Source organism: Microbulbifer sp. SE14 (genome assembly GCF_059834885.1).
In genome coordinates this window covers 60,009-85,830 of the sequence record NZ_JCBAJA010000006.1, presented here as the reverse complement: position 1 = coordinate 85,830, position 25,822 = coordinate 60,009, and the positions used below count along the sequence as shown (strand labels likewise).

The 25,822-nt window shown below is 63.7% G+C and carries 22 protein-coding genes and 1 pseudogene; 12 read left to right on the top strand and 11 right to left on the bottom strand.

Features of this window, described 5'->3' with window-relative positions; all coding sequences use genetic code 11:
• Window positions 1-189: 189 nt before the first annotated feature.
• From AC6R19_RS06130 to AC6R19_RS06120, 3 genes are read left to right on the top strand one after another with little or no spacing between them, the layout of a single operon-like run.
• Entirely contained in the window at window positions 190-903 is a 714-nt protein-coding gene (locus AC6R19_RS06130) for a DUF599 domain-containing protein (protein WP_500578873.1), read from the top strand.
• Window positions 904-907: 4 nt separating this feature from the next.
• Complete coding sequence (locus tag AC6R19_RS06125; protein WP_500578872.1) at window positions 908-1,240, top strand: nucleotide pyrophosphohydrolase; 333 nt, start codon at window positions 908-910, stop codon at window positions 1,238-1,240.
• A complete protein-coding gene (locus AC6R19_RS06120; RefSeq protein WP_500578870.1) occupies window positions 1,237-2,019 on the top strand; it encodes a methyltransferase in 783 nt (260 codons plus the stop codon). The genes AC6R19_RS06125 and AC6R19_RS06120 overlap by 4 nt, the downstream gene beginning before the upstream one ends.
• Window positions 2,020-2,072: 53 nt before the next feature.
• Here AC6R19_RS06120 and AC6R19_RS06115 read toward each other — a convergent pair whose 3' ends face one another.
• On the bottom strand, window positions 2,073-2,573 hold the full coding sequence (locus tag AC6R19_RS06115; protein ID WP_500578869.1) for a DnaJ domain-containing protein: 501 nt from the start codon (window positions 2,571-2,573) through the stop codon (window positions 2,073-2,075).
• 37 nt (window positions 2,574-2,610) lie between these two features.
• On the bottom strand, window positions 2,611-3,876 hold the full coding sequence (locus AC6R19_RS06110; protein WP_500578868.1) for a porin: 1,266 nt from the start codon (window positions 3,874-3,876) through the stop codon (window positions 2,611-2,613).
• Between the two features lie 317 nt (window positions 3,877-4,193).
• Between AC6R19_RS06110 and AC6R19_RS06105 the strand changes: the two genes are divergently transcribed.
• Window positions 4,194-4,808, top strand: coding sequence for a class I SAM-dependent methyltransferase (locus tag AC6R19_RS06105; RefSeq protein WP_500578866.1), 615 nt, complete (start codon window positions 4,194-4,196; stop codon window positions 4,806-4,808).
• A 12-nt stretch (window positions 4,809-4,820) separates the two neighbouring features.
• Complete coding sequence (msrA, locus tag AC6R19_RS06100) at window positions 4,821-5,450, top strand: peptide-methionine (S)-S-oxide reductase MsrA (RefSeq protein ID WP_500578865.1); 630 nt, start codon at window positions 4,821-4,823, stop codon at window positions 5,448-5,450.
• A 196-nt stretch (window positions 5,451-5,646) separates the two neighbouring features.
• Here the strand turns inward: msrA and AC6R19_RS06095 are convergent, their stop codons facing one another.
• The 4 genes from AC6R19_RS06095 to AC6R19_RS06080 all read right to left on the bottom strand — a co-directional run bounded on the left by AC6R19_RS06095 (window position 5,647) and on the right by AC6R19_RS06080 (window position 10,320).
• Complete coding sequence (locus AC6R19_RS06095; RefSeq protein WP_500578863.1) at window positions 5,647-6,507, bottom strand: sulfurtransferase; 861 nt, start codon at window positions 6,505-6,507, stop codon at window positions 5,647-5,649.
• A gap of 145 nt (window positions 6,508-6,652) precedes the next feature.
• On the bottom strand, window positions 6,653-8,245 hold the full coding sequence (locus AC6R19_RS06090; protein WP_500578862.1) for an alpha/beta fold hydrolase: 1,593 nt from the start codon (window positions 8,243-8,245) through the stop codon (window positions 6,653-6,655).
• 31 nt (window positions 8,246-8,276) lie between these two features.
• Window positions 8,277-8,894 (bottom strand): trimeric intracellular cation channel family protein, encoded by a 618-nt coding sequence (locus AC6R19_RS06085; RefSeq protein ID WP_500578861.1) that lies wholly within the window; start codon window positions 8,892-8,894, stop codon window positions 8,277-8,279.
• Between the two features lie 241 nt (window positions 8,895-9,135).
• Window positions 9,136-10,320 (bottom strand): acyl-CoA dehydrogenase, encoded by a 1,185-nt coding sequence (locus tag AC6R19_RS06080; RefSeq protein ID WP_500578859.1) that lies wholly within the window; start codon window positions 10,318-10,320, stop codon window positions 9,136-9,138.
• A gap of 497 nt (window positions 10,321-10,817) precedes the next feature.
• Here AC6R19_RS06080 and AC6R19_RS06075 point away from each other — a divergent pair, with 497 nt between their 5' ends.
• The 3 genes from AC6R19_RS06075 to AC6R19_RS06065 are packed head-to-tail and all read left to right on the top strand — an operon-like array spanning window position 10,818 to window position 16,584.
• Window positions 10,818-12,242 carry an efflux transporter outer membrane subunit gene (locus tag AC6R19_RS06075; protein WP_500578858.1) on the top strand — a complete coding sequence of 475 codons (1,425 nt, stop codon included), beginning with the start codon at window positions 10,818-10,820 and terminating at the stop codon, window positions 12,240-12,242.
• Window positions 12,242-13,441, top strand: a complete 1,200-nt coding sequence (locus AC6R19_RS06070) for an efflux RND transporter periplasmic adaptor subunit (RefSeq protein WP_500578857.1) — start codon at window positions 12,242-12,244, stop codon at window positions 13,439-13,441. The genes AC6R19_RS06075 and AC6R19_RS06070 overlap by 1 nt, the downstream gene beginning before the upstream one ends.
• Window positions 13,438-16,584: an efflux RND transporter permease subunit gene (locus AC6R19_RS06065; RefSeq protein ID WP_500578856.1), complete on the top strand. Its 3,147-nt coding sequence runs from the start codon at window positions 13,438-13,440 to the stop codon at window positions 16,582-16,584. The genes AC6R19_RS06070 and AC6R19_RS06065 overlap by 4 nt, the downstream gene beginning before the upstream one ends.
• A gap of 40 nt (window positions 16,585-16,624) precedes the next feature.
• Here the strand turns inward: AC6R19_RS06065 and AC6R19_RS06060 are convergent, their stop codons facing one another.
• The 3 genes and pseudogenes from AC6R19_RS06060 to phhA all read right to left on the bottom strand — a co-directional run.
• Window positions 16,625-17,794, bottom strand: coding sequence for a cation:proton antiporter domain-containing protein (locus tag AC6R19_RS06060; RefSeq protein WP_500578855.1), 1,170 nt, complete (start codon window positions 17,792-17,794; stop codon window positions 16,625-16,627).
• A gap of 171 nt (window positions 17,795-17,965) precedes the next feature.
• Window positions 17,966-18,436: an Lrp/AsnC family transcriptional regulator gene (locus AC6R19_RS06055; RefSeq protein ID WP_500578854.1), complete on the bottom strand. Its 471-nt coding sequence runs from the start codon at window positions 18,434-18,436 to the stop codon at window positions 17,966-17,968.
• A 332-nt stretch (window positions 18,437-18,768) separates the two neighbouring features.
• Window positions 18,769-19,611: pseudogene (gene phhA, locus AC6R19_RS06050) on the bottom strand (phenylalanine 4-monooxygenase); the annotation flags it as partial.
• 207 nt (window positions 19,612-19,818) lie between these two features.
• Here phhA and AC6R19_RS06045 point away from each other — a divergent pair.
• Complete coding sequence (locus AC6R19_RS06045; RefSeq protein ID WP_500578853.1) at window positions 19,819-21,216, top strand: TyrR/PhhR family helix-turn-helix DNA-binding protein; 1,398 nt, start codon at window positions 19,819-19,821, stop codon at window positions 21,214-21,216.
• 230 nt (window positions 21,217-21,446) lie between these two features.
• On the opposite strand, the gene AC6R19_RS06040 is transcribed toward AC6R19_RS06045, so the two are convergent.
• Window positions 21,447-21,764: an Mpo1-like protein gene (locus AC6R19_RS06040; RefSeq protein ID WP_500578852.1), complete on the bottom strand. Its 318-nt coding sequence runs from the start codon at window positions 21,762-21,764 to the stop codon at window positions 21,447-21,449.
• A gap of 144 nt (window positions 21,765-21,908) precedes the next feature.
• On the opposite strand from AC6R19_RS06040, the gene AC6R19_RS06035 reads away from it, so the two are divergent.
• Genes AC6R19_RS06035 through AC6R19_RS06025 form a run of 3 tightly spaced genes read left to right on the top strand, consistent with a single transcriptional unit; the run spans window position 21,909 to window position 24,137 of the window.
• A complete protein-coding gene (locus tag AC6R19_RS06035; protein ID WP_500578850.1) occupies window positions 21,909-23,132 on the top strand; it encodes a CaiB/BaiF CoA transferase family protein in 1,224 nt (407 codons plus the stop codon).
• 13 nt (window positions 23,133-23,145) lie between these two features.
• Complete coding sequence (locus AC6R19_RS06030) at window positions 23,146-23,517, top strand: VOC family protein (protein WP_500578849.1); 372 nt, start codon at window positions 23,146-23,148, stop codon at window positions 23,515-23,517.
• 23 nt (window positions 23,518-23,540) lie between these two features.
• Entirely contained in the window at window positions 23,541-24,137 is a 597-nt protein-coding gene (locus AC6R19_RS06025; RefSeq protein WP_500578848.1) for a rod shape-determining protein, read from the top strand.
• Window positions 24,138-24,289: 152 nt separating this feature from the next.
• On the opposite strand, the gene asnS is transcribed toward AC6R19_RS06025, so the two are convergent.
• Window positions 24,290-25,696 (bottom strand): asparagine--tRNA ligase, encoded by a 1,407-nt coding sequence (asnS, locus tag AC6R19_RS06020; RefSeq protein ID WP_500578847.1) that lies wholly within the window; start codon window positions 25,694-25,696, stop codon window positions 24,290-24,292.
• Window positions 25,697-25,822: the final 126 nt, after the last annotated feature.

The following is a 25,822-nucleotide window of genomic DNA, read 5'->3' as shown; positions in this document are numbered from 1 at the left end:
CTCCCTGGATTTATACGAATTCTTTGGCCGGTGGCGCTGTAAACTGAGCCGTCCGGCATTTGGGGCGCTATTCTACCGTCTGCCCTCGTTGGAATAACAGTGTTGACAAGGGCGCCAGCGGCGCGAAGACTGCGCTGGGCCGTGGGTCAAGGGCCCCGGCATAAATGTAGACGAACACGGAGAGAGAAGTTGACTCTGTTGGACATTGCGAGCGTCACCGGCTTTTTCATCACCTGGGCGGGCTATACCGTCTTTGCGCGCAAGAAAGCCAAGGTCACCTGGTCCCTGTCTTCCTCGCTGCAGTGGTACCGGGTCGAGTGGATGCTGCGCATGCTGGAGCGGGACATGCGCATGCCGGACGCGGCGATCATTGGCAACCTGGAGCGGGTGATCGGCTTCTTCGCTTCCACCAGCATCCTGATCCTGGCCGGTTTGGTGACGGCCCTGTCCGCCAACAAGGCAGCTGTCGAGATACTGAGCAGCCTGCCGTTTGCGGAGCAGACCTCGGTGGAACAGTTCGAGTTGAAGATACTGCTGCTGATACTGATTTTTATCTTCGCCTTTTTCAATTTCACCTGGTCCCTGCGCCAGTACTCCTTCGCCAATGTGCTGCTCGGTGCCGCGCCGCCGTCGGACGCCGAGGACATCTCCGAGGAGGAGCGCCGCCGCTTCGCCATCAGCACCGCCAAGGTCATCGACCAGGCGGGGCACAGCTACAACTACGGGCTGCGCTCCTATTACTTCGCGATGTCGGTAATGGGGTGGTTTATCCACCCGATCCTTTTCGTTGCCGGTTACCTGCTGGTGGTCTGGGTGCTCTACCTGCGCGAATTCCGCTCGCGCACGCTGCAGGCCATTCTGGCCGCCGAGGGGCGCTCGCTGGAACACCAGCGGGAGAAATAAGCGGATGGACAGCAAAGTGATACTGGCCGCCTTCGACGAAATCGCGCAGAAGCGCGGCTGGCAGCCGCTGCACACGCCGAAAAACCTGGCCATGGCCCTGTCCGTGGAGGTGGCGGAGCTGTGCCGTCATCTGCAGTGGCGCAGCGATGGGGAGATTGAGCAACTGATGCAGACGGAGGAGGCGGGGCAGTTGGCAGCCGAACTGGCGGATGTGCAGATGTACCTGCTCAAGCTGGCTGCGGTGCTGGATATCGACCTGAACATAGCCGTGGCGGAAAAGATCGCCGAAAACCGGCGCCGCTGTACTGATTCACCGCCGGATATCCAGCCCGAATGACTTCCGACCGCAATTTCGACGACCTGGCCCACCGCTTCCGCAACCGCATCTACGGCGGACTCAAGGGGGATATCCGCCTGGCGGTGCTGAACCGGGACCTGGCGCCGCTGCTGGCGGAGGAGGCAGCAGGCAGCCTGAAGATAGTCGATGCCGGCGGCGGCCAGGGGCAGTTTGCGATGGACCTGGCCGCGGGCGGCCATCGGGTTTTCCTCGCGGATATCTCCGCGCAGATGCTGGAGCAGGCCTCGGAGCAGCTGGAAGAGCGCCAGCTGCAGGAGCGGGTGACCCTGCTGCACAGGCCTCTGCAGGAATTGCCGGAATTACTCGAGTTGCGGGATGCCGATCTGGTGATCTGCCACGCGGTGCTGGAGTGGCTGGCGCAGCCGAAGGAGGCGATAGGGCAGCTGCGCAAGCTGCTGAAGCCCGGCGGCTACCTGTCGCTGACCTTCTACAACCGCCGCGCGCTGGAGTTCCGCCTGCTGCAGCGGGGCAGCTTCAGGCAACTGGACCGCAATGTCGAAACCGGGCACTGGGGCGGCCACCCCGGCAGCCTGACGCCACAGAACCCGCTGCTATTGGAGTGGGTGCAAGACTGGCTGGCCCAGTCGGGCCTCGACCTCGTCGTCCACAGCGGTATCCGCTGCTTCCACGACTTCATGACCCCAGAAATGCGCGAGAAGCTGCCGGCGGCGGCGATAGTGGAAAAGGAACTGGAGTATTCCCGAGTGGATCCCTACCGGCAGCTGGCGCGCTACATCCACCTGCTATGCCGGCTGTAATCGTCGGGTCCGGTGGGTTGGTGTAGGTTGCGCTTCGCGAAGCTCAGCCCAACCTACCCCGACTTCCTGAGCAGCAGCTCCTTGGCCGCATTGACCCTCGAGGCCAGGTAGTCGTTGCCGCCGCGATCCGGGTGCAGCTTCTGGATCAGCCTGCGGTGGGCACCGATGATTTCCTCGCGGCTCGCATCCTCGCTGACATTGAGGATACGTCGTGCCTCGTCGACGGTCAGGGGAGGGGGCTTGTCGGCGTCGGCGGAGCGCTGTTTCTGTTCCTGCTTTGCCTGCGCATGCCTGGCGATCAGCGGCGCCAGCCAGGGCAGGTGCCGGCCGAGCCAGCCCAGGGTTTTACCCAGAACCGGAAGCGCCAGCGCTACGGCCGCCGCCACCCAATGCAGCCGGCCGCTGATGGCGAGCAGGACCGCCGCCAGCGCCAAGCCGATCAGCAGCCACTGCAGCAATAACTTGCGGCGCTCCCTGGGGGCGCTGGCCTTGAATTTTTGCCACGCCAACCAGGCGAAAATGCCGACGGCGATCAGCAGGATAATGCGGCCCAAAGTCTACCCTCTCTATAAAACTTTGACCGCTAGCTTATCAGATGTCGACCCTTATGCCTGCGGCGATAAAGTCGCCCGTTGCCTGGGCCACATCGTTGCTGTCGTCTATGCCGCCCTCGAGGTACAGGCGCACCCGCTCGTTCCACTGGTAGTTGAAGCCGAGGAAATATTTGCCGAGGCGGTACCTGTCCCCGGTAATCAGCGCTTCGTGGAAAATTTCGTCGTCGTGGGATTTCAGCAGGTTGTGGCCGCCGTAAATGGAGTAGCAGTTGAAGGCCCCCCAGGTCCAACTGACAAAGCTTTCTGAACCTATGGCATTGAAGAAGTTGGTGGCGCCCATGGTGGTGCTGGGAGGGGCCAGTTCGTTATTGTGCGAGCGGTGCCAGTTGAAGGCCGCGTAGAGTCCTTCCTGGAAGGCGCCTTTGCCATAGGCGATACCGCCGATAAAGGCGAAGTCGTTGCTACTGGCATTGATCACCTCGTTATCCCGGATCAGTATCGGGGCGCTGGGATCAGAGATATCGAAGAGCAGCCCGTCTTCGGTAAAAAGATCCAGGTTGACCCGGTTGTAGGCCAAGCCGAAAAACCAGCCGTTGCCGACATCCAGTTTGTAGGTCAGCGACGCACCGCGGGACAGGCCATATTCGCAGTCCCCTGGCGGACATACCAGCAGGGTGTCGGGCCCTCTGGCGCCCTCGACGCTGATGTCCAGGTCGGCAACGTGGGCGGCATATTGCAGGCCGATCTGGATTTCCCCGCCGAGGCCCTTCCAGCGCTTGCGCCAGGTCAGAGCAGCGTCGGCGCGGCCGGTGCCGGTAATGCCGCCGTCCCCGCCCAGGGCAAAGGCGCCGCTGGCGAGCCCGCCGGAAACGTTGTACCAGTCGGTGATCCCCGCCACATCGTAGTAGACGGCCCACTGTTTGCCGGCGGCAAAATCGCCCCAGAATTCATGCTTGGCATAGGCGTGACCCTGGCGAACATAGAGCGGGTCTGCGAGTTCCCCAGGCTCTGCCTGCTGGTCACCGGATATGACGATCTGCCGGTTGGGAGAAACCAGCAGGAGCCCCCATTCGATATTGAACCCCACGTTCCACTTATCGTAAGCGGGTACATCGAGATTGAAGCCCAGTCGGGAGGCGCCGTCGATGAGTTCTGTGTTTCCCTCAATATTGATTTGATGGGTGGTCATGTAGCCCTGGATGTAAAGGGCAACCTCTTTGGACTCGTACACCGGCAGTGCCTGGACACCGGTTGCGGCCAGTATCGGGACGCCGGCTAAACCAATCGGTATGAACTTGCGCATTGAGCTCTTCACGCCTTTCCTGTCGTGCTTTTGCGGTTATTTCTTGAGCTGTCGATAAAAAGGTAGTCCAGTAAGCCGGGATGGCGTAATCGAGATAAGTCGGCAATCGGCTTTTGGCGGTTGGCCCTTTTTTCTGGCGGCACAGTGCCCACTTGTACGGGGATGTGTGGGTAACGGAATCCGTAACTGTCCGACTGTCTTTGGGCTGAAAGCCCCGGCCATAGTCGGTACACTTATGTGTCGATCGCCAACTGCCACGTTAATCCGGTGGCGGTTTTTCATGCAGTGCCCAGATAAGAAGGAGGTGATTCCAGACCATGACTTCCGGCCCTCTCAGCCGCCGTCTCTTCGGCCTGACCATCCGCAAGAATGCCCACCCGGATATGCGCCGGCTCCGCCGCGAGGCCGGTGACGCCAGCTTGCACGGCAACAAGTTCTGGAAAAGTTCCTGCCTGATGATGGACTACCTGAAGCGGCACCCGCTGAAGAAAGGCGCCAGGGTGCTGGACCTGGGTTGCGGCTGGGGTCTCGGCGGTATCTTCTGTGCCAGGCAGTTCGATGCGAAAGTCACCGGCCTGGATGCGGATCCCAGTGTCTTTCCCTTCGTGCATTACCACGCCGAGCTGAACGGCGTCTCCGTGGAGACCTGGCGCTGCTATTACGAGAAGGTGACCAAGGCCGACCTGGCGGGCTTCGACGCGGTTATCGGCACCGATATCTGCTTCTGGGATAAATTGGAAAAGCCACTGTACAATCTCACCCGCCGCGCGCTTCAAGCCGGGGTGCAGAGGGTGGTCCTGGTGGACCCGGGGCGCTCCCCGTTCCTGCGCCTGGCGGTGCGCGCGGAAGAGAAACTGGGAGCCGATTTCCTGGACTGGGAAGTTTCCCGGCCGATGAAAGCCAGTGGTTGCATAATGGTCGCCAAGAATTAACGCAGGTAGAACATGCAGTACGACAAATTCACCATCCCCAGCGCCGGCGAGGCCCTGCCCGGCCGCGATCAGGCCATGCCCATCAGCGGCGTGCACTATGTTTCCGGCCGCACCACAGTGGAGCCATTCCCCGCGGGGCTCGAAAAGGCGATATTCGGGATGGGCTGCTTCTGGGGCGCCGAGCGCCTCTTCTGGGAAATCGACGGCGTCTACAGCACCGCGGTGGGCTACGCCGGCGGCAGCACGCCCAACCCCAACTACCGGGAGGTCTGCAGCGGCGGCACCGGCCATGCGGAGGTGGTGCTGGTGGTCTTCGACCCGCAGAAGGTCTCCTACGGGGAACTGCTGCGCCGTTTCTGGGAGGAGCACGACCCCACCCAGGGCATGCGCCAGGGCAACGACCTGGGCACCCAGTACCGTTCCTGTATCTACTGCTACGGAGAAGGGCAGCTGCAGGAGGCACGGGAGACGGAAGCGCAGTTCCAGGCAGCTCTGGAGGAGAAGGGGCTGGGATCAATCACCACCGAAATAGCCCCGGCGCCGACCTTCTACTACGCCGAAGAGGATCACCAGCAGTACCTGGCCAAGAATCCGGGCGGTTATTGCGGTCTCGCCGGTACCGGTGCTTGCCTGCTGCGTTGATTCAACCTGGAAACCGCCGACCGTAGGGCGGATAGGCGCCAAGCGCATCCGCCGGGTGTGGTGGATGCGCCTGCGCTTATCCACCCTACGATTGTCCCGAGTCCCGAGTCCCGAGTCCCGAGTCCCGAGTCCCGAGTCCCGAGTCCCGAGTCCCGAGTCCCGAGTCCCGAGTCCCGAGCCCCGAGCCCCGAGTCCCTCACTCCGCCACTTCGGCTTCCGGATAGACGATATGCGCGCACCAGTCGCTCCAGCTGCCCGGGTAGAGCAGGGCGTCGGTGCGACCTATCAGGTGCAGTGAGAAGAGGTTCACGCAGGCGGTGACGCCGGAACCGCAATAGTTCACCAGCCGCTCGTCGGCGGGAATATCCTGCCAGTGCTCCACCAGTTCCCTGCGGCTTTTCAGGGTGCCGTCTTCATGGGTCACCCCCTGCCAGGGTTTGTTGACTGCGGTGGGAATGTGGCCGGCGATGGGGTCTATGGGCTCCTCGATACCGGCATAGCGCCGCGCGTCGCGGGCGTCGACCAGTTGCCAGGGCGGGTTGTCCAGCCCGCCGTATACCTGCCGGTGATCGAGCAGGGCGTCGGTTCGCGGCTCGGCTGTGAAGTCGCCGGCTGTTGCCGCGGGGCTTTTATTCAACTCCGGGGCGCCAGGCTCCAGGGGCAGGCCCGCGCCGCGCCAGGTGCCGAGGCCGCCGTTCAGTACGGCGATCCGCTGGTGGCCGAAGTGGTGGAGCAGGAACCAGGCGCGGGCGGCAAAGGCCAGGCGGTGATCGTCGTAGAGTACCACCAGCGAGTCGCGACTGATGCCTTGCGCGCGCGCGAACTGCTGGAACTGCTCCGCGCCGGGCATCGGGTGGCGGCCGCCGTAGCGGGCCAGGGGGCCGGAAAGGTCGCGGTGCAGACTGGCGTAGCGGGCACCGGGAATATGCCCCTCGGCAAACGCCCGGGCGCCCGCCTCCGGATCGGCCAGGTCGTAGCGGCAATCCAGGATCACCACTTCGGGATCCGGCGCTATATCCGCCAGTTCCCATACCTCAATTACTGCCTCTTCGCTCATGCTCGTCGTGTCGCCGCACTTATCGTTGTTATAGGGGCGAAATTAAGCGCAAGCGGTGGCTTTGTCCAGATATCGGGTCAGTTTTTCCCAAAGCTGCCGAAGCTGAGCACAGAATGACTAATTTATACGCGGGATGCGGTGGGCCTCAGTCCTGCTGACTGTACTGGCTGTTCGTCGACACCTCTCCCCCGGCGGGCTCCTTGTCCGCCAGTTCCTCCTGGCGGCAGGCCTTCACCGATTCCTCCTGGTTCTCCTCGGGATTGTCGAGGAAGCGCGCCGCCGCCTGCTCCGCGCAGTTGCTGGCCGAGATGACGTCGTGGGCGAGTTTCGGGAACAGCAGCCACTGGTGATTTGGCAGCTTGCGCCGCGCCTTGTCGGCATCCTCGGCGGCGAGCACCGGGTCCAGGCCGCCGTGCATCACCAGTACCGGCAGGGGTGTCTCTATGGCGCGGGATTCCAGCAGCGACGCCGAGGGGATGGCCCAGATACGGCACTGCACCTGCATCAGCTCGATATCGCTGCGCACGGCGCCACCGAGGATACCGGTGTCGGCGGCGCTGGTGCGGGCCTTGTTGAAGTCGACGAAGGGGGCCTCTTCGTAACAGAAGTGGCTGATACCGGCGGCGTCGCCGAAGTAGGGATCGAGCACTATCTCCATAAAACCGGCAACGGCCTTGCGCGCGGGCTCGTTTTCGCCGCCTTCCAGGGCCGCGATCAGTGGCGGCAGCTCGCCGTAAAAGTTTTCGTTGTACAGGGCCTGGAAGAGCACCCGCAACAGCCGCTGGCCGGTGAGGACGAAGGGATACTCGTCGCTGGAAAAGCGGTGCTTGATCGGTATGGTGAGCGGGTTTTCATCCAGGGACTGCACCACGTTTTCCAGGCGGTGCTTCAGGTCCGGGTAGCGGCTGTTGCACAGCTTGTCATCGGTGCAGTATTGCAGGCCGCGCTGGTAGGCGGCGACGGAGTCCTCGGCCAGCTGCTGGGTGTACTTGATATCGGGAAACACCGCGCTGTTGAGTACCAGGGCACGCACCGAGTCCGGGTAGTCGCGGGCCAGGGTCAGGGCGTAGCGGGACGCGTAGGAGACGCCGTACAGATTGAGCTTCTCCTCGCCCAGCTGCTTGCGCAGTTCCTCGACATCCCGCGCGACCGTAACGCTGTTGTACTGGGCCAGGTCGGCGACTTTGGAGAGTCGGCTGTAGCAGCGCTCCATGCTGAAGGTGAAGACCCGCGCTTCCTCGTCGGCGGACAGGTCGCGCTGGAAGGCGGTGTTGGCGTCCTCGATGAATTCATCGCAGGTCAGGCGGGGCTGCGCCATGCCGGTACCGCGGGGGTCTATGACGATCAGGTCGCGGCCGTCGTCGACGGTCATTTCCGCGTAGTTGATCCACAGCCACTCGCTGGCATTCTCTGGTTCCAGCCCCATGCTGGCGCCGGGACCGCCGGCGCCCAGGTGCAGCAGGGGGTGCTTGTCGGGATCCGGTTCGGCGGCGAGGAAGCGCACCACCGGGAAGCGGATCCTGCGCTCCGACGGCTTGGCGTAGTTCTCGGGTACTTCCATCATGAAGCACTGGGCCACCGGCCAGCTGCCGTCGGTTTCGAACCAGCAGGGTTTGGGTATCAGCTGTGCCGGGGATTCGACCTGTTCCTGTTTCGCCTTCCGATCGCAGGCGCCGAGCAGGAGGCAGAGGGAGCAGAGGAAAAGAAAGGCTGCTTTTGGAAGGCGAAGATCGCTCACTGCATTGATACCTGTAAAAACTGCATGCTATTCATTTGGTGCCGATGCGGGCTATGGGTGCGGACAGGTTCCAGCGCAGCGCCGCCAGTCGTATCGACAGGGTGACCAGTACCGCTGTGGCCACCACTATCTCTCCGGGCACCCTGCCGGTCGCATCGAGCAGTACCAGCGAGGCGGCGCCGGCCAGTGCCGCCGTTGCGTAGATCTCGCGACGCAGCAGCAGCGGTATATCGCCGGCGAGAATATCGCGGATCAGGCCGCCGAAAGTGCCGGTCATCACCCCCATCACTATGGCGATGGCGGGGGAGTGGCCCAGTTCCAGCACTTTCTGGGTGCCGATCACCACGAATACCGCCAGGCCCATGGCGTCGGCGATCATCAGCAGGCGCATGGGCACCTGCAGGTAGCGGATCAGGTAGAAGCTGATCACACCGGTAGCGGCAGCAATCCACAGGTAGTGGCTGTCCTGCAACCAGAATACTGGAATATTCAGGATCATGTCCCGCGTGGTGCCGCCGCCGGTGGCGGTCACGCAGGCCAACACCACGGCCCCGAACAGGTCCATCTGCTTGTGGCCCGCCGCCAGCACGCCGGTAAAGGCGAAGACCACTATGCCGATTAGATCGAACCAGTACAGCAGTTGTTCCATAAATATTCAGCTGTGTTGGGGGGCTTCGACATGGGTGGGGGGGCGTTTCAAGAGCAGGGCGGCCCTGCTGTCGGTGGCCGTCCGGTCAACAGCCTCATCGGGCCATTTTCGGCCGCAGGCGCTTTTCCCGGACGGCCCCCGACATCAGGGCCTTCGCATTAAGCGTCGGTTATCCTTTTGGAGTCCCGAGTCCCGAGTCCCGAGTCCCGAGTCCCGAGTCCCGAGTCCCGAGTCCCGTTTTTTAAAAGAACGCCTGCAACCCGGTCTGCGCCCGCCCCAGGATCAGCGCGTGCACATCGTGGGTGCCCTCATAGGTATTCACCGCCTCCAGGTTCATCACGTGGCGGATTACATGGAACTCGTCGGCGATGCCGTTGCCGCCGTGCATATCGCGGGCCACGCGGGCGATGTCCAGGGCCTTGCCGCAGTTGTTGCGCTTCATCAGCGAGATCATGGTGGGGTCGAAGTGTTTGTCCTCATCCATAATGCGGCCGACGCGCAGGGAACCCTGCAGGCCGAGGGCGATTTCGGTCTGCATGTCGGCGAGCTTTTTCTGGAACAGCTGGGTCTGCGCCAGCGGCTTGTCGAACTGCTTGCGGTCCAGGCCGTACTGGCGCGCGGCGTGCCAGCAGAACTCCGCCGCACCGATGGCGCCCCAGGAGATGCCGTAGCGGGCGCGGTTCAGGCAGCCGAAGGGGCCGCGCAGGCCTTTGATGTCCGGGAATTTGTTTTCCTCGGGCACGAACACATTGTCCATCACGATTTCGCCGGTGATGGAGGCGCGCAGGGAGAACTTGCCCTCGATCTTCGGTGCGGACAGGCCCTCCATGCCCTTGTCGAGGATAAAGCCGCGGATATCGCCCTCGTCGTCCTTGGCCCAGACCACGAAGACGTCGGCGATGGGGCTGTTGGTGATCCACATCTTGGAGCCGGTCAGGCGGTAGCCGCCGTCGACCTTCTTGGCGCGGGTCTTCATGCCGCCGGGGTCGGAACCGGCGTCCGGCTCGGTCAAACCGAAGCAGCCCACGCACTCGCCGGTGGCCAGCTTGGGCAGGTACTTCTCTTTCTGCTCCTCGGAGCCGTAGGCGGAAATCGGGTACATCACCAGGCTGGATTGCACGCTCATCGCGGAGCGGTAGCCGGAGTCCACGCGCTCAACCTCGCGGGCCACCAGGCCGTAGGAGACGTAGTTCAGGCCGGCGCAGCCGTAGCCCTCGATGGTGGAGCCCAGCAGGCCCAGCTCGCCCATTTCGCGCATGATCTCGCGGTCGAAAATCTCGTGGCGATTGGCCTCCAGGACGCGGGGCATCAGTTTGGTCTGGCAGTACTCGCGCGCGGTGTCACGCACCATGCGCTCTTCGTCGGAGAGCTGGCGGTCCAGCAGCAGAATGTCGTCCCAGTGGGCCAGGGGCTGATGTTTGCTCATGGTGTTTTCTCGTCTACTTCTTCCGTTATTGATTTCGACCGGCGGTTCCGGCCGGTCAATTGTAGTTGGGCGTGCCGCTTGCGCGGCCCGAATTGAGGCCAGTTTGTGACCGTCCAGTTTAGTGTGGCGCATCATACCTAAGTAGGGGGTGTCCTGTCTCATGGTAAATGCGGTTATCAGAGCTCCCCAAATCGTTCACAGTTAGGTGCCGCTCGCAGGGAGTGGCGCACCCTTTTCAAGAGCGGCAGCGCAGCTGTGGGCGATTTTGGGGAACTCTCTTCGGGCGGGCCGCATTTACCATGAGGCAGGACACCGAGGGCACGCCGGGCATTCCCAATTTCCCACTGGCTTTTCCTCTACAAGCGTAAACAACGGTAAATTGCCTTGCAGCGGAAAAGGCGACTTCCATAATTAGCGCAATAATTTTTCAACTTTCACTCGAATACAGACACTTTGGTGGTATTCCCTTGCGATTTCCCCGGTCGATTCACCGGTTTATGGCAATTTGCCTGCCGCTGCTCACTGCCTGCGCCACCCAGACTCTGCCGCCGGATCTGCCGAGGGAAAGCCTCGGCCTGCCGGACAGCTTTCGCGCCTCCGGCAAGGAGACTGCCGAGGTCCGCTGGTGGCGCAGCTTCGACGATCCGCAGATGGACCTGCTGGTGCAGTTGGCCCTGCAAGACAGTCCGGACCTGCAGGCGACCCTGTGGCGCCTGGAGCAGGCCGATGCCGCGGTCAGGGGCGCGCGTTCCGGCTTCTGGCCGCGCCTGACCGCCCGGCTCGAGAACACGGAGCAGCGCCGCGCCGAGGGCGACTTCGATTTCGAGGGCAGCGAGAACGAGGGCAATACCTGGAGCGGGCGCCTGGCGGCCAGCTACGAGGTGGATCTCTGGGGCCGGGTGCGCGCAGGCAGCAGAGCCGCCGAGGCGGACCGCCTGGCCGCGGAGCAGAACCTGCAGACCGCCGCCCTCAGCCTGGCCGCGGAGGTCTCCATCGCCTGGCTGCAGCTGCGCGAGCAGTGGGGCCAGCACGACCTGCTGCGGCAGCAGCTGGAGGTGAACCGCAAGACACTGCGCGTGCTGGAACTGCGCTTCGGCGGCGGCGTCAGTTCCGCCGCCGACGTGCTGCAGCAGCGCCAATTGGTGGTGCAGTCCGAGCAGGAACTGCAGCAGGCGGAGGCGGATATCGAAAACCTCAAGGTGCAGCTGGCGGCGCTGCTCGGCATCAGCGACCAGCGGTTGGAGGGTTTCCTGCGCGCGGAGAGCGGGCTGCCGTCCATGCCTGCGCTGCCGGATACCGGTGTGCCGGCGCAGCTGCTGTTGCGGCGCCCGGACGTGCAGCGGGCCCAGCGCGAACTGCTCGCCGGCTACTACCTGGCGGATCGGGCCTGGGCCGACCGGCTGCCGGTCATCAGCCTGTCGGCGATCGCCAGCGGCGGCGGTCCCTCCATCAGCGACATCGTCGAAGACTGGCTGCTGACCATCACCGCCGCCGCCGAGGGGGTGCTGTTTGACGGCGGCCAGCTGGCCTCGGCCCAGGCCCAACAGGGTGCGGTGCTGCAGGAGCGCTGGGCCCTCTACCGCAGCGTGGTGATCGGGGCCCTGTCCGAAGTGGAGCAGGCGCTGATCCGCGAGCAGGCGGTAATAGAGCGGCTGCAGCACCTGCGCGAGCGCGAGCGCCTCGCGGACCAGATAGTCGTCCGCCAGCGGCGCGCCTATGGCCGCGGCACCGTGGATTTCCTCAATGTGCTGACGGCCACTATCGATCAACAAAGCCTGGCGCGGCAGATACTGACCGCGCGGCGCGAACTGATGGAGAACCGGGTAACCCTCTACCGGGCCCTGTCCGGCGGCCTTCCCGAGGAAGACCTGCCGGCAGCGGATCCGGTCGAGTTGGAGTTGTACCGGACGGGGGAGACTTGATGCTGAAGCGGTTTAAGAAGCTGAACTGGAACTTCGCGCTGCCGATAGCGCTGATCCTGCTGGCGGCGCTGATTTCCAGCTGGCTGTTGCGGGAGAAGCCGACACTGAGCCGCGGCGAGCGCCGGGCCCCGGCGCCCACCGTGGAGGTGGTGCCGGCCGAGCGCGGCCAGTTTCCGCTGACCGTCGTGGCCCTGGGCCGGGTGACCGCGCGGGAGCTGGTGGAACTGCAGCCGCAGGTGGAGGGGCGCGTGGAGTGGCTGGATTACGACCTGGGGCCCGGTTCCACCCTGGACCAGGGGCAGCCGCTGCTGCGTATCGAGGCCGAGCCCTACCAACTGGCCCTGCAAACGGCGCGCAGCACCCTGGCCGAGCGCCGCGCCGAACTGCAGCAGGAGGAGGGCCAGCGCACGGTGGCCAGGGAGGAATACGAACTGCTGGGCACATCGCTGCCGCAGGCGGACCGGGCGCTGGTGCTGCGCGAGCCGCAGCTGGCGGCCGCCCGGGCGCGGGTGGACGCGGCCGAGGCCCAGGTCAGCCTGGCGCAGAGAGACCTGCGCCTGACCGAACTCCGCTCGCCCTTTACCGCACTGCTGGTCAGCCGCAGCGTGGACGTGGGCGACCGGGTGGCGCCGGGCACGGTGCTCTATACGCTCGCCGGCGCCGGGCGTTTCCAGATAGAGGTGGAGGTGCCGGCCGCGCAGCTGCAGCGGGTGAATAGCCCGGATGCGGAGGTGCGCATCCGCGGCAGCCAGTGGCCGGCGGACAAGTACCGCCGCGGCGACTTCGTGCGCGTTATCCCGGTGCTGGAAGAGCAGGGCAGGCTGGCGCGGGTACTGGTGGAGCTGGAGGATCCGCTGGCCATCGAGGACCCGGCCCGGCCGCAGCTGCTGCTGAACGATCTGGCGCGGGTGGAAATCACCGGCCGCACCGCGAAGGAGCGGGTGCGGGTGCCGCTGACCGCGGTACAGGACGGCGACCGGGTCTGGGTGGTGAAAGACAACCGCATCGAAATCCGCCCGGTGGAGATCGAATACCTGAGCGGCGACCACGCAGTGCTGGCCGGCGGCCTCGATGGCGGTGAGACCCTGGTGACCACGCGCCTGACGACGGTGACCGACGGCATGCCTGTGCAGGTCGCCGGGCAGAAACCGGCGGAGAAGAGGGTGGAGAAGCCGGCGGAGAAGGGAGCGCGCGGATGAAAACGGGCGGTACTACAAGAGGGCCGGTGGTGGACACCCGCTCCGGCCCCATAGCCTGGATGGCCCACAACCACGTGACCGCCAACCTGCTGATGCTGGTATTCATCGCCGGCGGCCTGCTCTTTTCCCTGACCATCAAGAAGGAGGTCTTCCCCGAGTTCAGCCTCGACATGATCTCGGTGAACATCTCCTATCCCGGCGCCAGCCCGGCGGAAGTGGAGCGGGGCGTGCTGGTGGCGGCGGAGCAGGCGGTGCAGGGCATCTTCGGCATCAAGGAGATGCGCGGCAGCGCCTCCGAGGGCAGCGCCAGCCTGACCCTGGAGCTGGACGAGGACGCCAATGCCAACCAGGTCTACCAGGACGTGCAGCAGGCTATAGACAGGGTCACCACCTTTCCGTCGGACATCGAGCGGCCCCAGGTCAGCCTCGCCGAGCGCAAGCGGGATGTGATGGATCTGGTGATCCACGGCGACCTGGACGACCGCACCCTGCGCGATATCGCCATGCAGATCTACGACAAGCTGGAGGCGCACCCGGATATCACCCAACTGGAGACCTCCGGTATCCGCGACTTCGAGGTGGCGGTGGAGGTGAAGCGGGACGACCTGCGCCGCTACGGCCTGTCGCTGCCGGACGTCGCGCAACTGGTGCGCAACGCCGCGGTGGACGTGCCGGCAGGCGGGGTCAAATCACAAGCGGGCGAAATACTGGTGCGGGTCACCGAGCGGCGCGACTGGGCGCGGGAGTTCGGCAATATCGTCGTCGCCCAGGGGCAGGGCGGCGGCACCGTGCACCTGCGGGATATCGCCAGTATCCGCGACGCCCTGGTGGATGAGCCGCGCAATATGCTTTTCAACGGTGAGCCGGCAGTGGGTATCGATATCTTCCGCATCGGCGACCAGACCCCGATGAGCGTCAGCGAGGCCGCGCGGCAAGTGCTGGCGGAGCTGGAGAATAGCCTGCCCCCGGGTGTGCATATCAGTATCCGCGACGACGACTCGCTGATCTTCAAGGAGCGCTTGTCGCTGCTGTTGAAAAATGGCTTTATCGGCCTGCTGCTGGTGTTTGTCGTGCTCGGCGCCTTCCTCGAACTGCGCCTGGCCTTCTGGGTGACCCTGGGCATTCCCACCAGTTTCCTCGGCGCGCTGCTGTTCCTGCCCGCGCTGGATATCTCTGTGAACATGGTCAGCATGTTCGCCTTTATTATCGCCCTGGGTATCGTCGTCGACGATGCGATCATCGCCGGCGAGAATATTCACGAGTGGCGCCGCCTCGGCTACAGCAACCTGGAGGCGGCCGTCGCCGGCGCGCGCCAGGTGGCGGTGCCGCTGACCTTCGCGATCCTGACCAATATCGTCGCCTTTATTCCGCTGATGTACCTGCCCGGCTTTATGGGCAAGATCTTCGGCATCATTCCCTTCGTGGTCGGTTCCGTGTTCGTGATCTCCTGGGTGGAGGCGCTGTTTATCCTGCCGGGCCACCTGGCCCACTCCCGCCGCGGCTATCGGAAGGGGTGGGCACGGCGCTTCGCCGCGCGGCAGAAGATGATCGCGCGCAGCCTGGACCGCTTCGTCGAGGTGCGCTTCAAGCCGCTGCTGGACCTTTGCGTGCGCCACCGCTACACCACCATTGCCGTGGCCATCGCCACACTGCTGGTGATCGGCGGCTATGCCGCCAGCGGGCGCATGGGCTTCACCCTGATGCCGCGGGTGGAAAGGGACAGCGGCCGCGTGGAAATCACTTTTCCGCCGGGCACGTCGGAGTCACAGCTCAACGAGGCGCGGAGCCAGATAATGTCCGCGGCCAACCGGGTATTGGAAGGCGTCGATAGAGAGCGTGTCTTTCTCGGTATTCGCGGCCTGGTGCGCGGCGACATGGTGTCGGTGGATGTGTATTTCGTACCCTCGGATCAGCGCGATTTCACCACCGGCGAGTTCGTGCGCAACTGGCGCCGGGAGGTGGGGCCGGTGCCGGGGGCACTCAGTTCCAGTTTCGCCGCCGACCGCGGCGGCCCCGGCGCCGGCAAGGCGCTGACGGTCGAGCTGCGCCATACGGATACAAAAATCCTCGAGGTGGCGGCACAGCGGCTGGCGCGGGAGCTGGAGGCATTTCCGGCCGTCAGCGATATCGATGCGGGTATTTCCCAGGGCAAGCAGCAACTGGACCTGACCCTGACCGAAACCGCCAAGAGCCTGGGCCTCTCCGCCGAGGACATAGGCCGGCAGCTGCGCGCCTCCCTCTACGGTGCCGAGGCCATGCGCCAGCAGCGCGGCCGCGACCAAGTCAAGGTGATGGTGCGCCTGCCGGAGCAGGAGCGGGTTTCCCTGGAGGATGTCTCCAGCATCATGATTCGCGCCGGCAACGGGCTGTGGCTGCCGCTGCCGGACCTGGTGGAGGTGGACAAGGGCCGCGCCTACGCCACCATCAACCGCCGCGAGGGTCGCCGGGTGCTGACGGTCACCGCCGATGTGGAGCCGGCGGACCAGGCCGCGCTGGTGATCAACGAACTGAACGCCAGCGTGATGCCGCAATTGCAGGCGGAGTTCGCCGGCCTCGGCATTTCCTACCAGGGGCGCCAGGCGGAGGAGCGGGAAGGGCTGGCCTCGCTGGGGCTGACTTTCTCCCTGACGATGGCGGCCCTCTACCTGCTGCTGGCGATCCCGCTGAAGAGCTATATCCAGCCGCTGACGGTGATGGTGGCGATTCCGTTCGGCGTTATTGGCGCGCTGCTCGGGCACCTGGTGATGGGCTACGGCCTCAGCATGGTCAGCCTGCTGGGTATGGTGGCGCTGGCGGGGGTGGTGATCAACGACACCCTGGTGATGATCGAGTACGGCAACCGCTTGCGGGAAAACGGCACCGACCTGACGGACGCGATCAAGCAGGCCGCCGCGCGCCGCTTCCGCCCGATCATCCTGACCACGGTGACCACCTTCTGCGGCCTGATGCCGATGATCTTCGAAACCTCGGTGCAGGCGCGCTTTATGATCCCGATGGCGATTTCGCTCGGCTACGGCATACTCGCAGCGACCACGATTTCCCTGCTGCTGGTGCCCTGTCTTTACCTGATGTTCGCCAAGGATATTCCGCGCTTCTTCGGCATGCTGAAAAACAACCGGAAGCTCGCCAAGGCACGGATTTAAATGTTGGGGCAGCGGGGCCTTCACATCGGGCTCAGAGACGTCAATCCCTGCGCAACTCATCCTTGATCGCAATCGGGTTGGGGAAATTCAACACCACTATGTAGGAGGAGACCAGGAAGGTCAGTATCGCCGTGGCCTGGATCAGGTGCGAGGCGCCGCTGCCGATCAGCTGCTGGTTGAAGGCCAGGAAGGCGATCAGCAGCGAGAATTCGCTGATCTGCCCCAGGCGGAAACCGAGATCCCAGGCCAGCACCTTGTGCTCGCTCTGGTTGCCGAGCAGGTAGCGGAACACCAGCGGCTTGATCGCCAGCACCGCCGCGGCGGTAACGAGGGCGGGCAGGGCGATTTCCGGCACCATCGCCAGCTTGAACTGGGCGCCGAGGCTGAAGAAAAACAGGATCAGGAAGAAATCCCGCAGCGGTTTCAGGCTCAGGGCTATGTACTGGGAAATGGGGCTGGTGGCCAGTGTGATGCCGGCGATAAAGGCACCGATCTCCCGGGAGAGCCCGAGGATCTCCGCCAGTTCCGCCATTCCCATGCACCAGCCCAGCGCGAGCAAAAACACATACTCGTGAAAGCGGTCGAAGCGGGTGAACAGCGGCATCAGCAGGTACTTGACCACCACCCAGGCGAAAAACACCAGCAGGGGCAGGGCGGCGAAAGAAAGTCCCAGCTGCGCCAGGTCCAGCTGGCCGGTGCTGCCGGAGAGCAGGATCATCAGGCAGACGATGGCAACGAAATCCTGGAACAGCAGCAGGCCCACCATCAGCTCACCCAGGTGCTTGTGGTGCAGTACCGTTGTGGGCAGCAGCTTGATGCCGATAATGGTGCTGGAAAACATCATCGCCATGCCGATCACCCAGGACTCGATATCGGTGTAACCAAACAGCATGCCTATGGCGAAGCCGAGACCGAGAAAAACCGCACAGCTGAGCAGGCCCACAAAGGTGGCCTTGCGCAACACCGACATCAGCGCCCGCGGCTGCATATCCAGGCCGAGCAGGAACAGCAGGAAAATAATGCCGATATGGGACATGTCCGCCAACAGCTGCACATCCTCCACCACCGCCAGTCCCGATGGGCCGAGCAGGACCCCCAGGGCGATATAGGCCACCAGCAGTGGCTGGCGCCCGAACAGGGCCAGGGACGCAACTATGGCCGCACCGCTGAAGATCAGGAAAAAGGACTGGAAGAGGGTGTGTTCCGTCACTGGACGTCCTTGCTGGATGGACAATGTGTCCCATTATCCATAGATGTCGGTACGGCTGGAACAGTCACATTAGTGTCGTTGGGGCTCTCGTAGGGTGCGCCGTGCGCACCGCTCGAAAGTGCTGGTGCGCGCGGCACACCCTACAGAGCTCGATTCAGGAACTCGCGATTTTTACTCACCGGGCGGTATCGGCAGTTCCGTGGTGCTCTTGATCTGCTCCAGCGCGAAATTGGAGATGATGTCGCTGATACCCACATGGCGGATCAGCTCCTTGTAGAAGCGGTCGTAGGCGGCGATATCGCTGACCACTATGCGGAGCAGGTAGTCGTAGTCCCCGGCCATGCGGTAGCAGTCCACCACCTCCGGCAACTCCGATATATGTGCGGCGAAGGCGTCGGCCCATTCCGGCGTGTGCTGGTCGGTCTTGACCTGGGCGAATACCGACACCGGCAGCCCCAGTATCTCCGCATTCAGCAGCGCCACCTTGCGGCGGATGATGCCGCTCTTCTCCAGTTTCTGGACCCGCCGCCAGCAGGGGGTTTTGGTGAGCCCCACCCGCTCCGCCAGCTCCTCGATGGAGAGGCTGACGTCGTTCTGCAGAATGGCAAGAAGTTGTCGATCAATCGCGTCGAGTGAGGACATGGTTCTACAAAGCTCCCTAAGCCGCGGGGCCGTGTATCCCTGAGTGACGATTTGAGCGCCGTCAGTGGCGCAACACCCCTTGTGAATGCCCTGATGCCTGAGTGGAGTCATCCGCCCCTCAGGGACGGTTGGGCTCACACTGCACCCATGGCTGTAACGATAGGCTCCGATTGATCGCGCTGGTAGCGAAATGTTTCAGTGGCGAGTGGTTGGTGGTGCATGCAGGAGCGGCCGTTGGCCGCGATCGGTTTCTAGCCCGGCACTTCGCCGGCTATGCCGATCGCGGCCAAAGGCGGATGGCCGCCCCGCCGCTCCTACAGGGGGCATTTACATCAGGCGGCGTCTTTGGGCGGGAAGCGCGGCTCGAACAGCCCCAGCTCGATGGCCTGATGCACCTTGGCCATCAGGTCCATCTCGGTGAGCTGCTGCAGCTGTTGCAGGCCGTCCAGCACATAGTAGATAGGCTGCACAATATCGATGCGGTAGGGGGTGCGCAGGGCATCCAGTACATCGAAATCGTAGCGCTCCGGCTCGTTGCCCAGGGCGTACATGGTCTCCTTCGGCGAGGACAGGATACCGCCGCCGTAGATACGCAGGCCGTCTTTGGTATTCAGCAGGCCGAACTCCACCGTGAACCAGTAGAGGCGGGCCAGGTAGGCGCGCTCCTTCGGTGTCGCCTTCAGGCCCAACTGGCCGTATTTCTGCGTGAAGTTGGCGAAGGCGGGGTTGGTCAGCATGGCGCAGTGACCGAAGATCTCGTGGAAGATATCCGGCTCCTGCAGGTAGTCGAATTCCTCCGGCGTGCGGATAAAGGTGGCCACCGGAAACTTGCGGTCCGCCAGCAGGCCGAAGAAAGTCTCGAAGCCGATCAGCGCCGGTACCCGCGCCACCTCCCAGCCGGTCTCACGGCGAAGCACACTGCTGATTTCCTCCAGCTGCGGTATGCGGTCGCGGGGCAGGTCGAGCAGTTCCAGGCCGTGCAGGTATTCGTCACAGGCGCGCCCCGGCACCACCTTCAGCTGGCGCTCGATCAGTCGCTGCCAGGTCTCGTGCTCGATGTCGGTGTAGTGGATGAAGCCCTGTTCATCCGGTTTGCGCGCCACGTACTTGCTGGGCTTTTTTGCGTCTTTTTTCATAACTCTGTGCTCCCGGCAGTCACCAGTCTCGCTGCCCGGATGGACAGCTGATTCGGTACCGCTCTGCCTTTTGTTGTTATCTGTCCCCTATTTTTAGGCAGTTGCTCTGACGGCGGGGAGAGCCGGAGAGGCGCTCTTGTGGCTGGAGGTGAGCCGGAGCTACACTTTCTGTAAATAATTGTTTACAGGTGTGCGGTGAGAGTCGAAATAACCTGCGCCAATCGTGTCGGCATTCTGCATGAAATCATGCTTATCTTTGGCGAATATCGAATAAATGTTACCTCTGGTGAATTGGGTGGCGACAGCGGGGACAAGGTCTACCTGTCGGCCCCGAGCATGCTCGCCACCCAGTACCAGGCCATCGAGAAGTCCCTGCTCAGGGTGCCGGGCGTACAGCGGGTGCGGCGCATTGCGCTGATTCCGTCGGAGCGGCGCCACTTCGAGCTGGATACGCTGCTGCGCCATGTGGCCGATCCGGTGCTGTCGGTGGACCGGGAGGGCCGGGTGGTGGCCGCCAACCTGGCCGCAGCGCGGGCGTTCGGGGTCAGCCTGGACAAGGTGCCGGGCCTGCAACTGCAGCGCTTCCTGCCGCTGATGCAGGTGGCGGAACTGCTGCGGGATTTCGCGGTGCCGCGCTACGGCCTACCGGTGACGGTGCGCGGGTACGACTTCCGCATGGAGTGGTCGCCGATTGCTCTGGCCGACAGCCCCGATACCCGCGGCGGAAGATATGGGGCGGTGGACTCCCTGGCCGGTGCGGTGCTGACGCTGCAGTCCTGGGATTCGGGGCGGGCAGTCTCCGAGCTGCCGCGGCCGATGGCGCTCTGGGACTACGACAGGCGCCGGCAGATCTGTCTGCAGCTGCAGGAACTGGCCGCGCTGGGCGCGCCGCTGCTGATCGCCGGCGAGCGGGGCAGCGGCAAGAGCACCTTCGCCGCGGCGCTGCACTACCTGTCACCCCGGGGGGCAAGTGGCGACTGTGTCAGGTATGTCCCGCGGGACGGGGAACTCCAGTTGCCCGCCAGCCTGCGCGGCGCGAGTACAGTGATCCTGGAAGACCTGCACAAGCTGTCCGCCGAGACCCAATTGGCCCTGGTGCGCCGCCTGCGGGATCTGCCGGCGGAGATACGCCTGGTGGCCACCTGCATGAATGCCGACGGGCTGGAGCCCCCGCTGGCACAGCATTTCTCGTCCCTGGCCCTGAGTCTGCCGCCACTCAGGAATATGCGCCCGGCCTTGGATCGCTTCGCCGCGGCCATTCTGAGGGGGCTGTGTCGCGAGGGGCCGCTGTTGGAACTGGACCAGGAGGTACTGCCGCAGCTCAGGAGGCACGACTGGCCGGACAACTTCAACGGTCTGCGGGACTATGTTACCGCCGCCGCCAGCAGCTGCCGCGCCCGCGGCGGCGCGAAGATCGAGGCGGAGGACCTGCCGGATCTGGCGGTGCGTGCGGAACTGCCCTGGCGAGACTGGAGTCGCGGCCTCAGCTATAGGGAGATGATGGGACAGCTGGAGAGGGCACTGCTCGCGGACCTGGTCGCGGAGCAACCGTCGACGCGCCAACTGGCGAAGCGCCTCGGCATATCCCACACCGCAGTGGCCAACAAACTGCGCAAATACGGCCTGTCCCGAGCCGACTCGTAGGGTGTTGCATCGGCGCCGTTGCCTGGCCGACGCCCTTACCGATCAGTTTTTCTCGTCATACCGGCGCAGGCCGGCATCCCTAAACTGGATGCCGGCCTGCGCCGGTATGACGAGCCAGTGGCTTGACTTGAAACAGAGTATCTACGGATCGAGTGACAGTGATCTCTTTCCACGCACTGGGCTTCCCGTGTAGGGGGGAACCTTGTGTTCGCCCTGGGCGGGAAATGCGCTCAGCGCTCAATCCGCCCCAGCAACATATCCTTGAACATCACAAAATCCCCCCACAGGCTGTAAAAGGGGTTCTTGAAGGTGGCCGGGCGGTTGTGCTCAAAAAAGAAGTGCCCGATCCAGGCAAAGCCGTAGCCGGCAAAGGGCACCGCCGCGAACCAGAGGTAGTTGCCGCTTAGCAGCGCGATGGCGACCAGGGCAATCACCAGGCTGGTGCCGACAAAATGCAGCCGGCGGCAGGTGAGGTTGCGGTGCTCTTCCAGGTAGAAGGGATAGAAGTCACGGAAGGATTGGAACTTTCTCTGCGGTGCGGCAGCCATAGCACTGCTCCTTATTCTTCTAGTATTGGCGTCAGTGTAAGGGCATTTACCGACCCGTCCAAGCCGGGCACCGACCGGTCAAATCTGGTAGGCTGCGCTCGATTTTCCCCATTGGGGACAGGGCAAGCTCAAGAAGAGGAAGTTATGGCCGGTCCGCTCGCGCATTTAAAAGTTCTCGATCTCAGTCGCATACTGGCCGGCCCCTGGGCCAGCCAGGTGTTCGCCGATTTCGGTGCCGAGGTCATCAAGATCGAACGCCCGCAACGCGGCGACGACACCCGTCACTGGGGCCCTCCCTACCTGAAGGACGGGCAGGGCGCGGACACCGCCGATGCCGCCTATTACCTCTCCGCCAATCGCGGGAAGAAGTCTGTCACCGTGGATATCACCACCGAGGCGGGCCAACAGCTGATCAGGGAACTCGCCGAGCGCTGCGATATCCTGCTGGAAAACTACAAGGTGGGCGGGCTGAAAAAATACGGCCTGGACTACGAGTCCATCAGGGCGGTGAACCCCGGCATCGTCTACTGCTCCATCACCGGCTTCGGCCAGACGGGTCCCTACAAGAACCGCGCCGGTTACGACGCCATGATCCAGGGCATGGGCGGCCTGATGAGTATCACCGGCGTGCCGGAGGGACAACCCGGCGCCGGCCCGCAGAAGGTTGGTGTGGCGGTGGCGGACCTGATGACCGGCATGTACGCCGTCTCCGCGGTGCTGGCTGCGGTGATACACCGGGACCGCACCGGCCAGGGCCAACACATCGATCTGGCCCTGCTGGACACCCAGGTGGCCTGGCTGGCCAACCAGGCGCAGAACTACCTGACCTCGGGGAAGGCCCCCGAGCGCCAGGGCACCGGCCACCCGAATATCGTCCCCTACCAGGCGGTCGCCTCCAGTGACGGTTACTTTATGCTCGCGGTGGGCAACGACGACCAGTTCAAGCGCTTCTGCCAGATCGCCGGTATCGAGGAGCTGGCCGAGAACCCGGCCTACGCCACCAACTCCGCGCGAGTGCTGGCGCGCGAGCAGCTGGTGCCGCTGATCGAGGAGGCCACCCGCCAGAAGGATTCCGCCTGGTGGCTGCAAAAACTGAGCGACGCCCATGTGCCCTGCGGGCCGATAAACACCCTCGACCAGGTGTTCGCCGATCCCCAGGTGCAGGCCAGGGAGATGGTCATCGAGCAACCCCACCCGCAGGCGGGCAGCGTAAAGACGGTGCGCAATCCTGTGCTGTTTTCCGAGACTACACTCGAGTACGAGCAGGGGCCGCCGGTGCTCGGGCAGCACACGGAGCAGGTGCTGCGGGAATGGCTGGGCAAGAGCGATTCCGAAATAACGCGGCTGCAGCAGGAAGGTACTGTCTGAATAAGGTGACAGAATGGAACTCGACCATATCAATATCAGCGCGCCGATGGACCTGCTGCAGCAGGTCCGGGACTTCTATTGCGCCGTGCTCGGCCTGCGCGAGGGGCACAGGCCGAACTTTTCCCGCCGCGGTTTCTGGCTCTACGCCGGCGACAGGCCGCTGGTGCACCTGACCGAAAGCGGGGTTCATTTCCCGAGCGGGAGCCTGGGGCACCTGGACCATATCGCATTCCGGTCCGGGAACCTGGCCGAGCTGGTAGGGCGGCTCGAATCTTCGGGTGTCTCCTATACCAAATCCCATTTGCCCGACAGCGGCATGACACAGATCTTTTTCACTGATCCGGCGGGTGTCCGCGTGGAGGTCAACGCCGTCGACGAGACCTGATCGGGGCAGGCAGGGCCCATCGCATGTTCAACAAATTGGTCGACAGGCTGGGAACTACCCTCTATGTGCAGATCTGGGAAAAGCGCATTCGCGTTACCGATATCGGCAGCGGCAGTATCTTCGACGAGGCCCCGCTGGTGGCGGTGGAGAAGAAGAATGGTCGCAGTACCGTCGCCGCCGTGGGCAGTCGCGCCTACTCCGTTTCCGGAAAAAATATCGAGATCGTCGATCCCTTCTCCCACCCCCGCTCCCTGATTAGTGACTTCGCCGCTGCCGAAAAGCTGCTGCAGCATATTTTCCGCAAGCTCGCCGGCGATACCCTGCTCGCGCCCTCACCAATTGTAGTGATACAGCCGATGGAAAAGACCCAGGGCGGGCTGACGGAAATAGAGGTGCGCGCCTTTCGCGAACTCGCCCTGGGCGCCGGTGCGCGGGAGGCGCTGGTCTACCAGGGCGAGGAACTGACCCGGCATACCTTCGACTACCGGAAGGTCAAGGCGAAGAGCGTGGGCGGCGGCGAGGGTGCTGCCGCCGGGGGCGGCCAGGCGGTGCAGTGGTTTCTGGTGCTGCTGTGGATTCTGCTGATTGTGGCGATGGCGGTGTTTGGAGATCGAGCCTAATACCGTTCGTCAGATTATTGCGTCTGTAGGAGCGGCCGTTGGCCGCGATGGATCTCTCAGGCCGCATTATACTCCGATCGCGGCCAACGGCGGATGGCCGCCCCGCCGCTCCTACAGGGGAAACAAAAAGCCCCGCAGTGCAGGGCTTGCGATCAGAAGGCGATATTTTTCGGCGTGCGCGGAAACGGAATCACATCGCGGATATTGCCCATGCCGGTCACATAGGACACGATGCGGTCGAAGCCGAGGCCGAAGCCGGCGTGGGGCACTGTGCCGTAGCGGCGCAGGTCGCGGTACCAGTAGAGGTGTTCCGCGGGGATGTTCATCTCGTCCATGCGCTCGTCCAGCTTCTCCAGGCGCTCCTCGCGCTGGGAGCCGCCGATGATCTCGCCGATGCCCGGCGCCAGCACATCCATGGCCGCCACGGTTTTGCCGTCGTCGTTCATGCGCATGTAGAAGGCCTTGATGTCCTTCGGGTAGTTCATGACGATCACCGGCTTCTTGAAGTGCTTCTCGGCCAGGTAGCGCTCGTGTTCCGAGGCCAGGTCGACGCCCCAGGACACCGGGAACTCGAACTTCTCCTTGCAGTTTTCCAGTATCTCGATCGCGTCGCTGTAGTTGATGCGGGCGAAGTCGTTGTCGATGATATTTTCCAGGCGCGAGATGGCCTCCTTGTCGATGCGCTGGGCGAAGAAGGCCATATCGTCGGCGCGCTCTGCCAGCACTGCCTTGAAGACGTATTTCAGCATCTCCTCGGACAGGTCGGCGATATCCGCCAGGTCGGCGAAGGCCACTTCCGGTTCCACCATCCAGAACTCCGCCAGGTGGCGGGTGGTGTTGGAATTTTCCGCGCGGAAGGTGGGGCCGAAGGTGTAGACCTTGGACAGCGCCAGGCAGTAGCTCTCCACGTTCAACTGGCCGGACACGGTCAGGAAGCTCTCCTCGCCAAAGAAATCCCTGCTGAAGTCGATGTCGCCCTTGTCGGTGCGCGGCAGGTTCTCCAGGTCGAGGGTGCTGACCCGGAACATCTCGCCGGCGCCCTCGCAGTCTGAGGCGGTGAGGATCGGCGTGTGCACCCAACTGAAGCCCTGCTCGTGGAGGAAGCGGTGGATCGCCTGGGCGATGCAGTTGCGCACCCTGGCCACGGCGCCGCTGACGTTGGTGCGCGGGCGCAGGTGGGCGTGCTCGCGCAGGTGCTCCATGGTGTGGCGCTTGGGGGACATGGGGTAGGTGTCCGGGTCCTCGACCCAGCCAACCACATGCACTTCGGAAGCCAGCAGTTCGATGGCCTGGCCCTGGCCCTCGGAAGGCTTGATGGTGCCGGTGATATCCACTGCGCAGCCGGTGGTCAGGCGCAGTACTTCGGACTGGTAGTTGTGCAGATCGGACTCGACCACCACCTGGATCGGGTCGAAGCAGCTGCCGTCGTGTACGGCGAGGAAGGACAGGCCGGCCTTGGAGTCGCGGCGGGTTCTGATCCAGCCCTGCACGCGGGTCTCACTGCCCTCGCGGCCGCTGGATTTCAACAGGCTGTCTACGGATTCGACTTTCACTGTCATTGCTTATCTGTACTCTCAAATATCGTCAGGGGCGGGGTTTGTGTCCGCGCCGCCGTGGGTTTACCGGCGGCATATTGACGTTTTGGCGAGGGGAAATCCAGCCCTGCGGGGGCGCCGAGCGGTCGG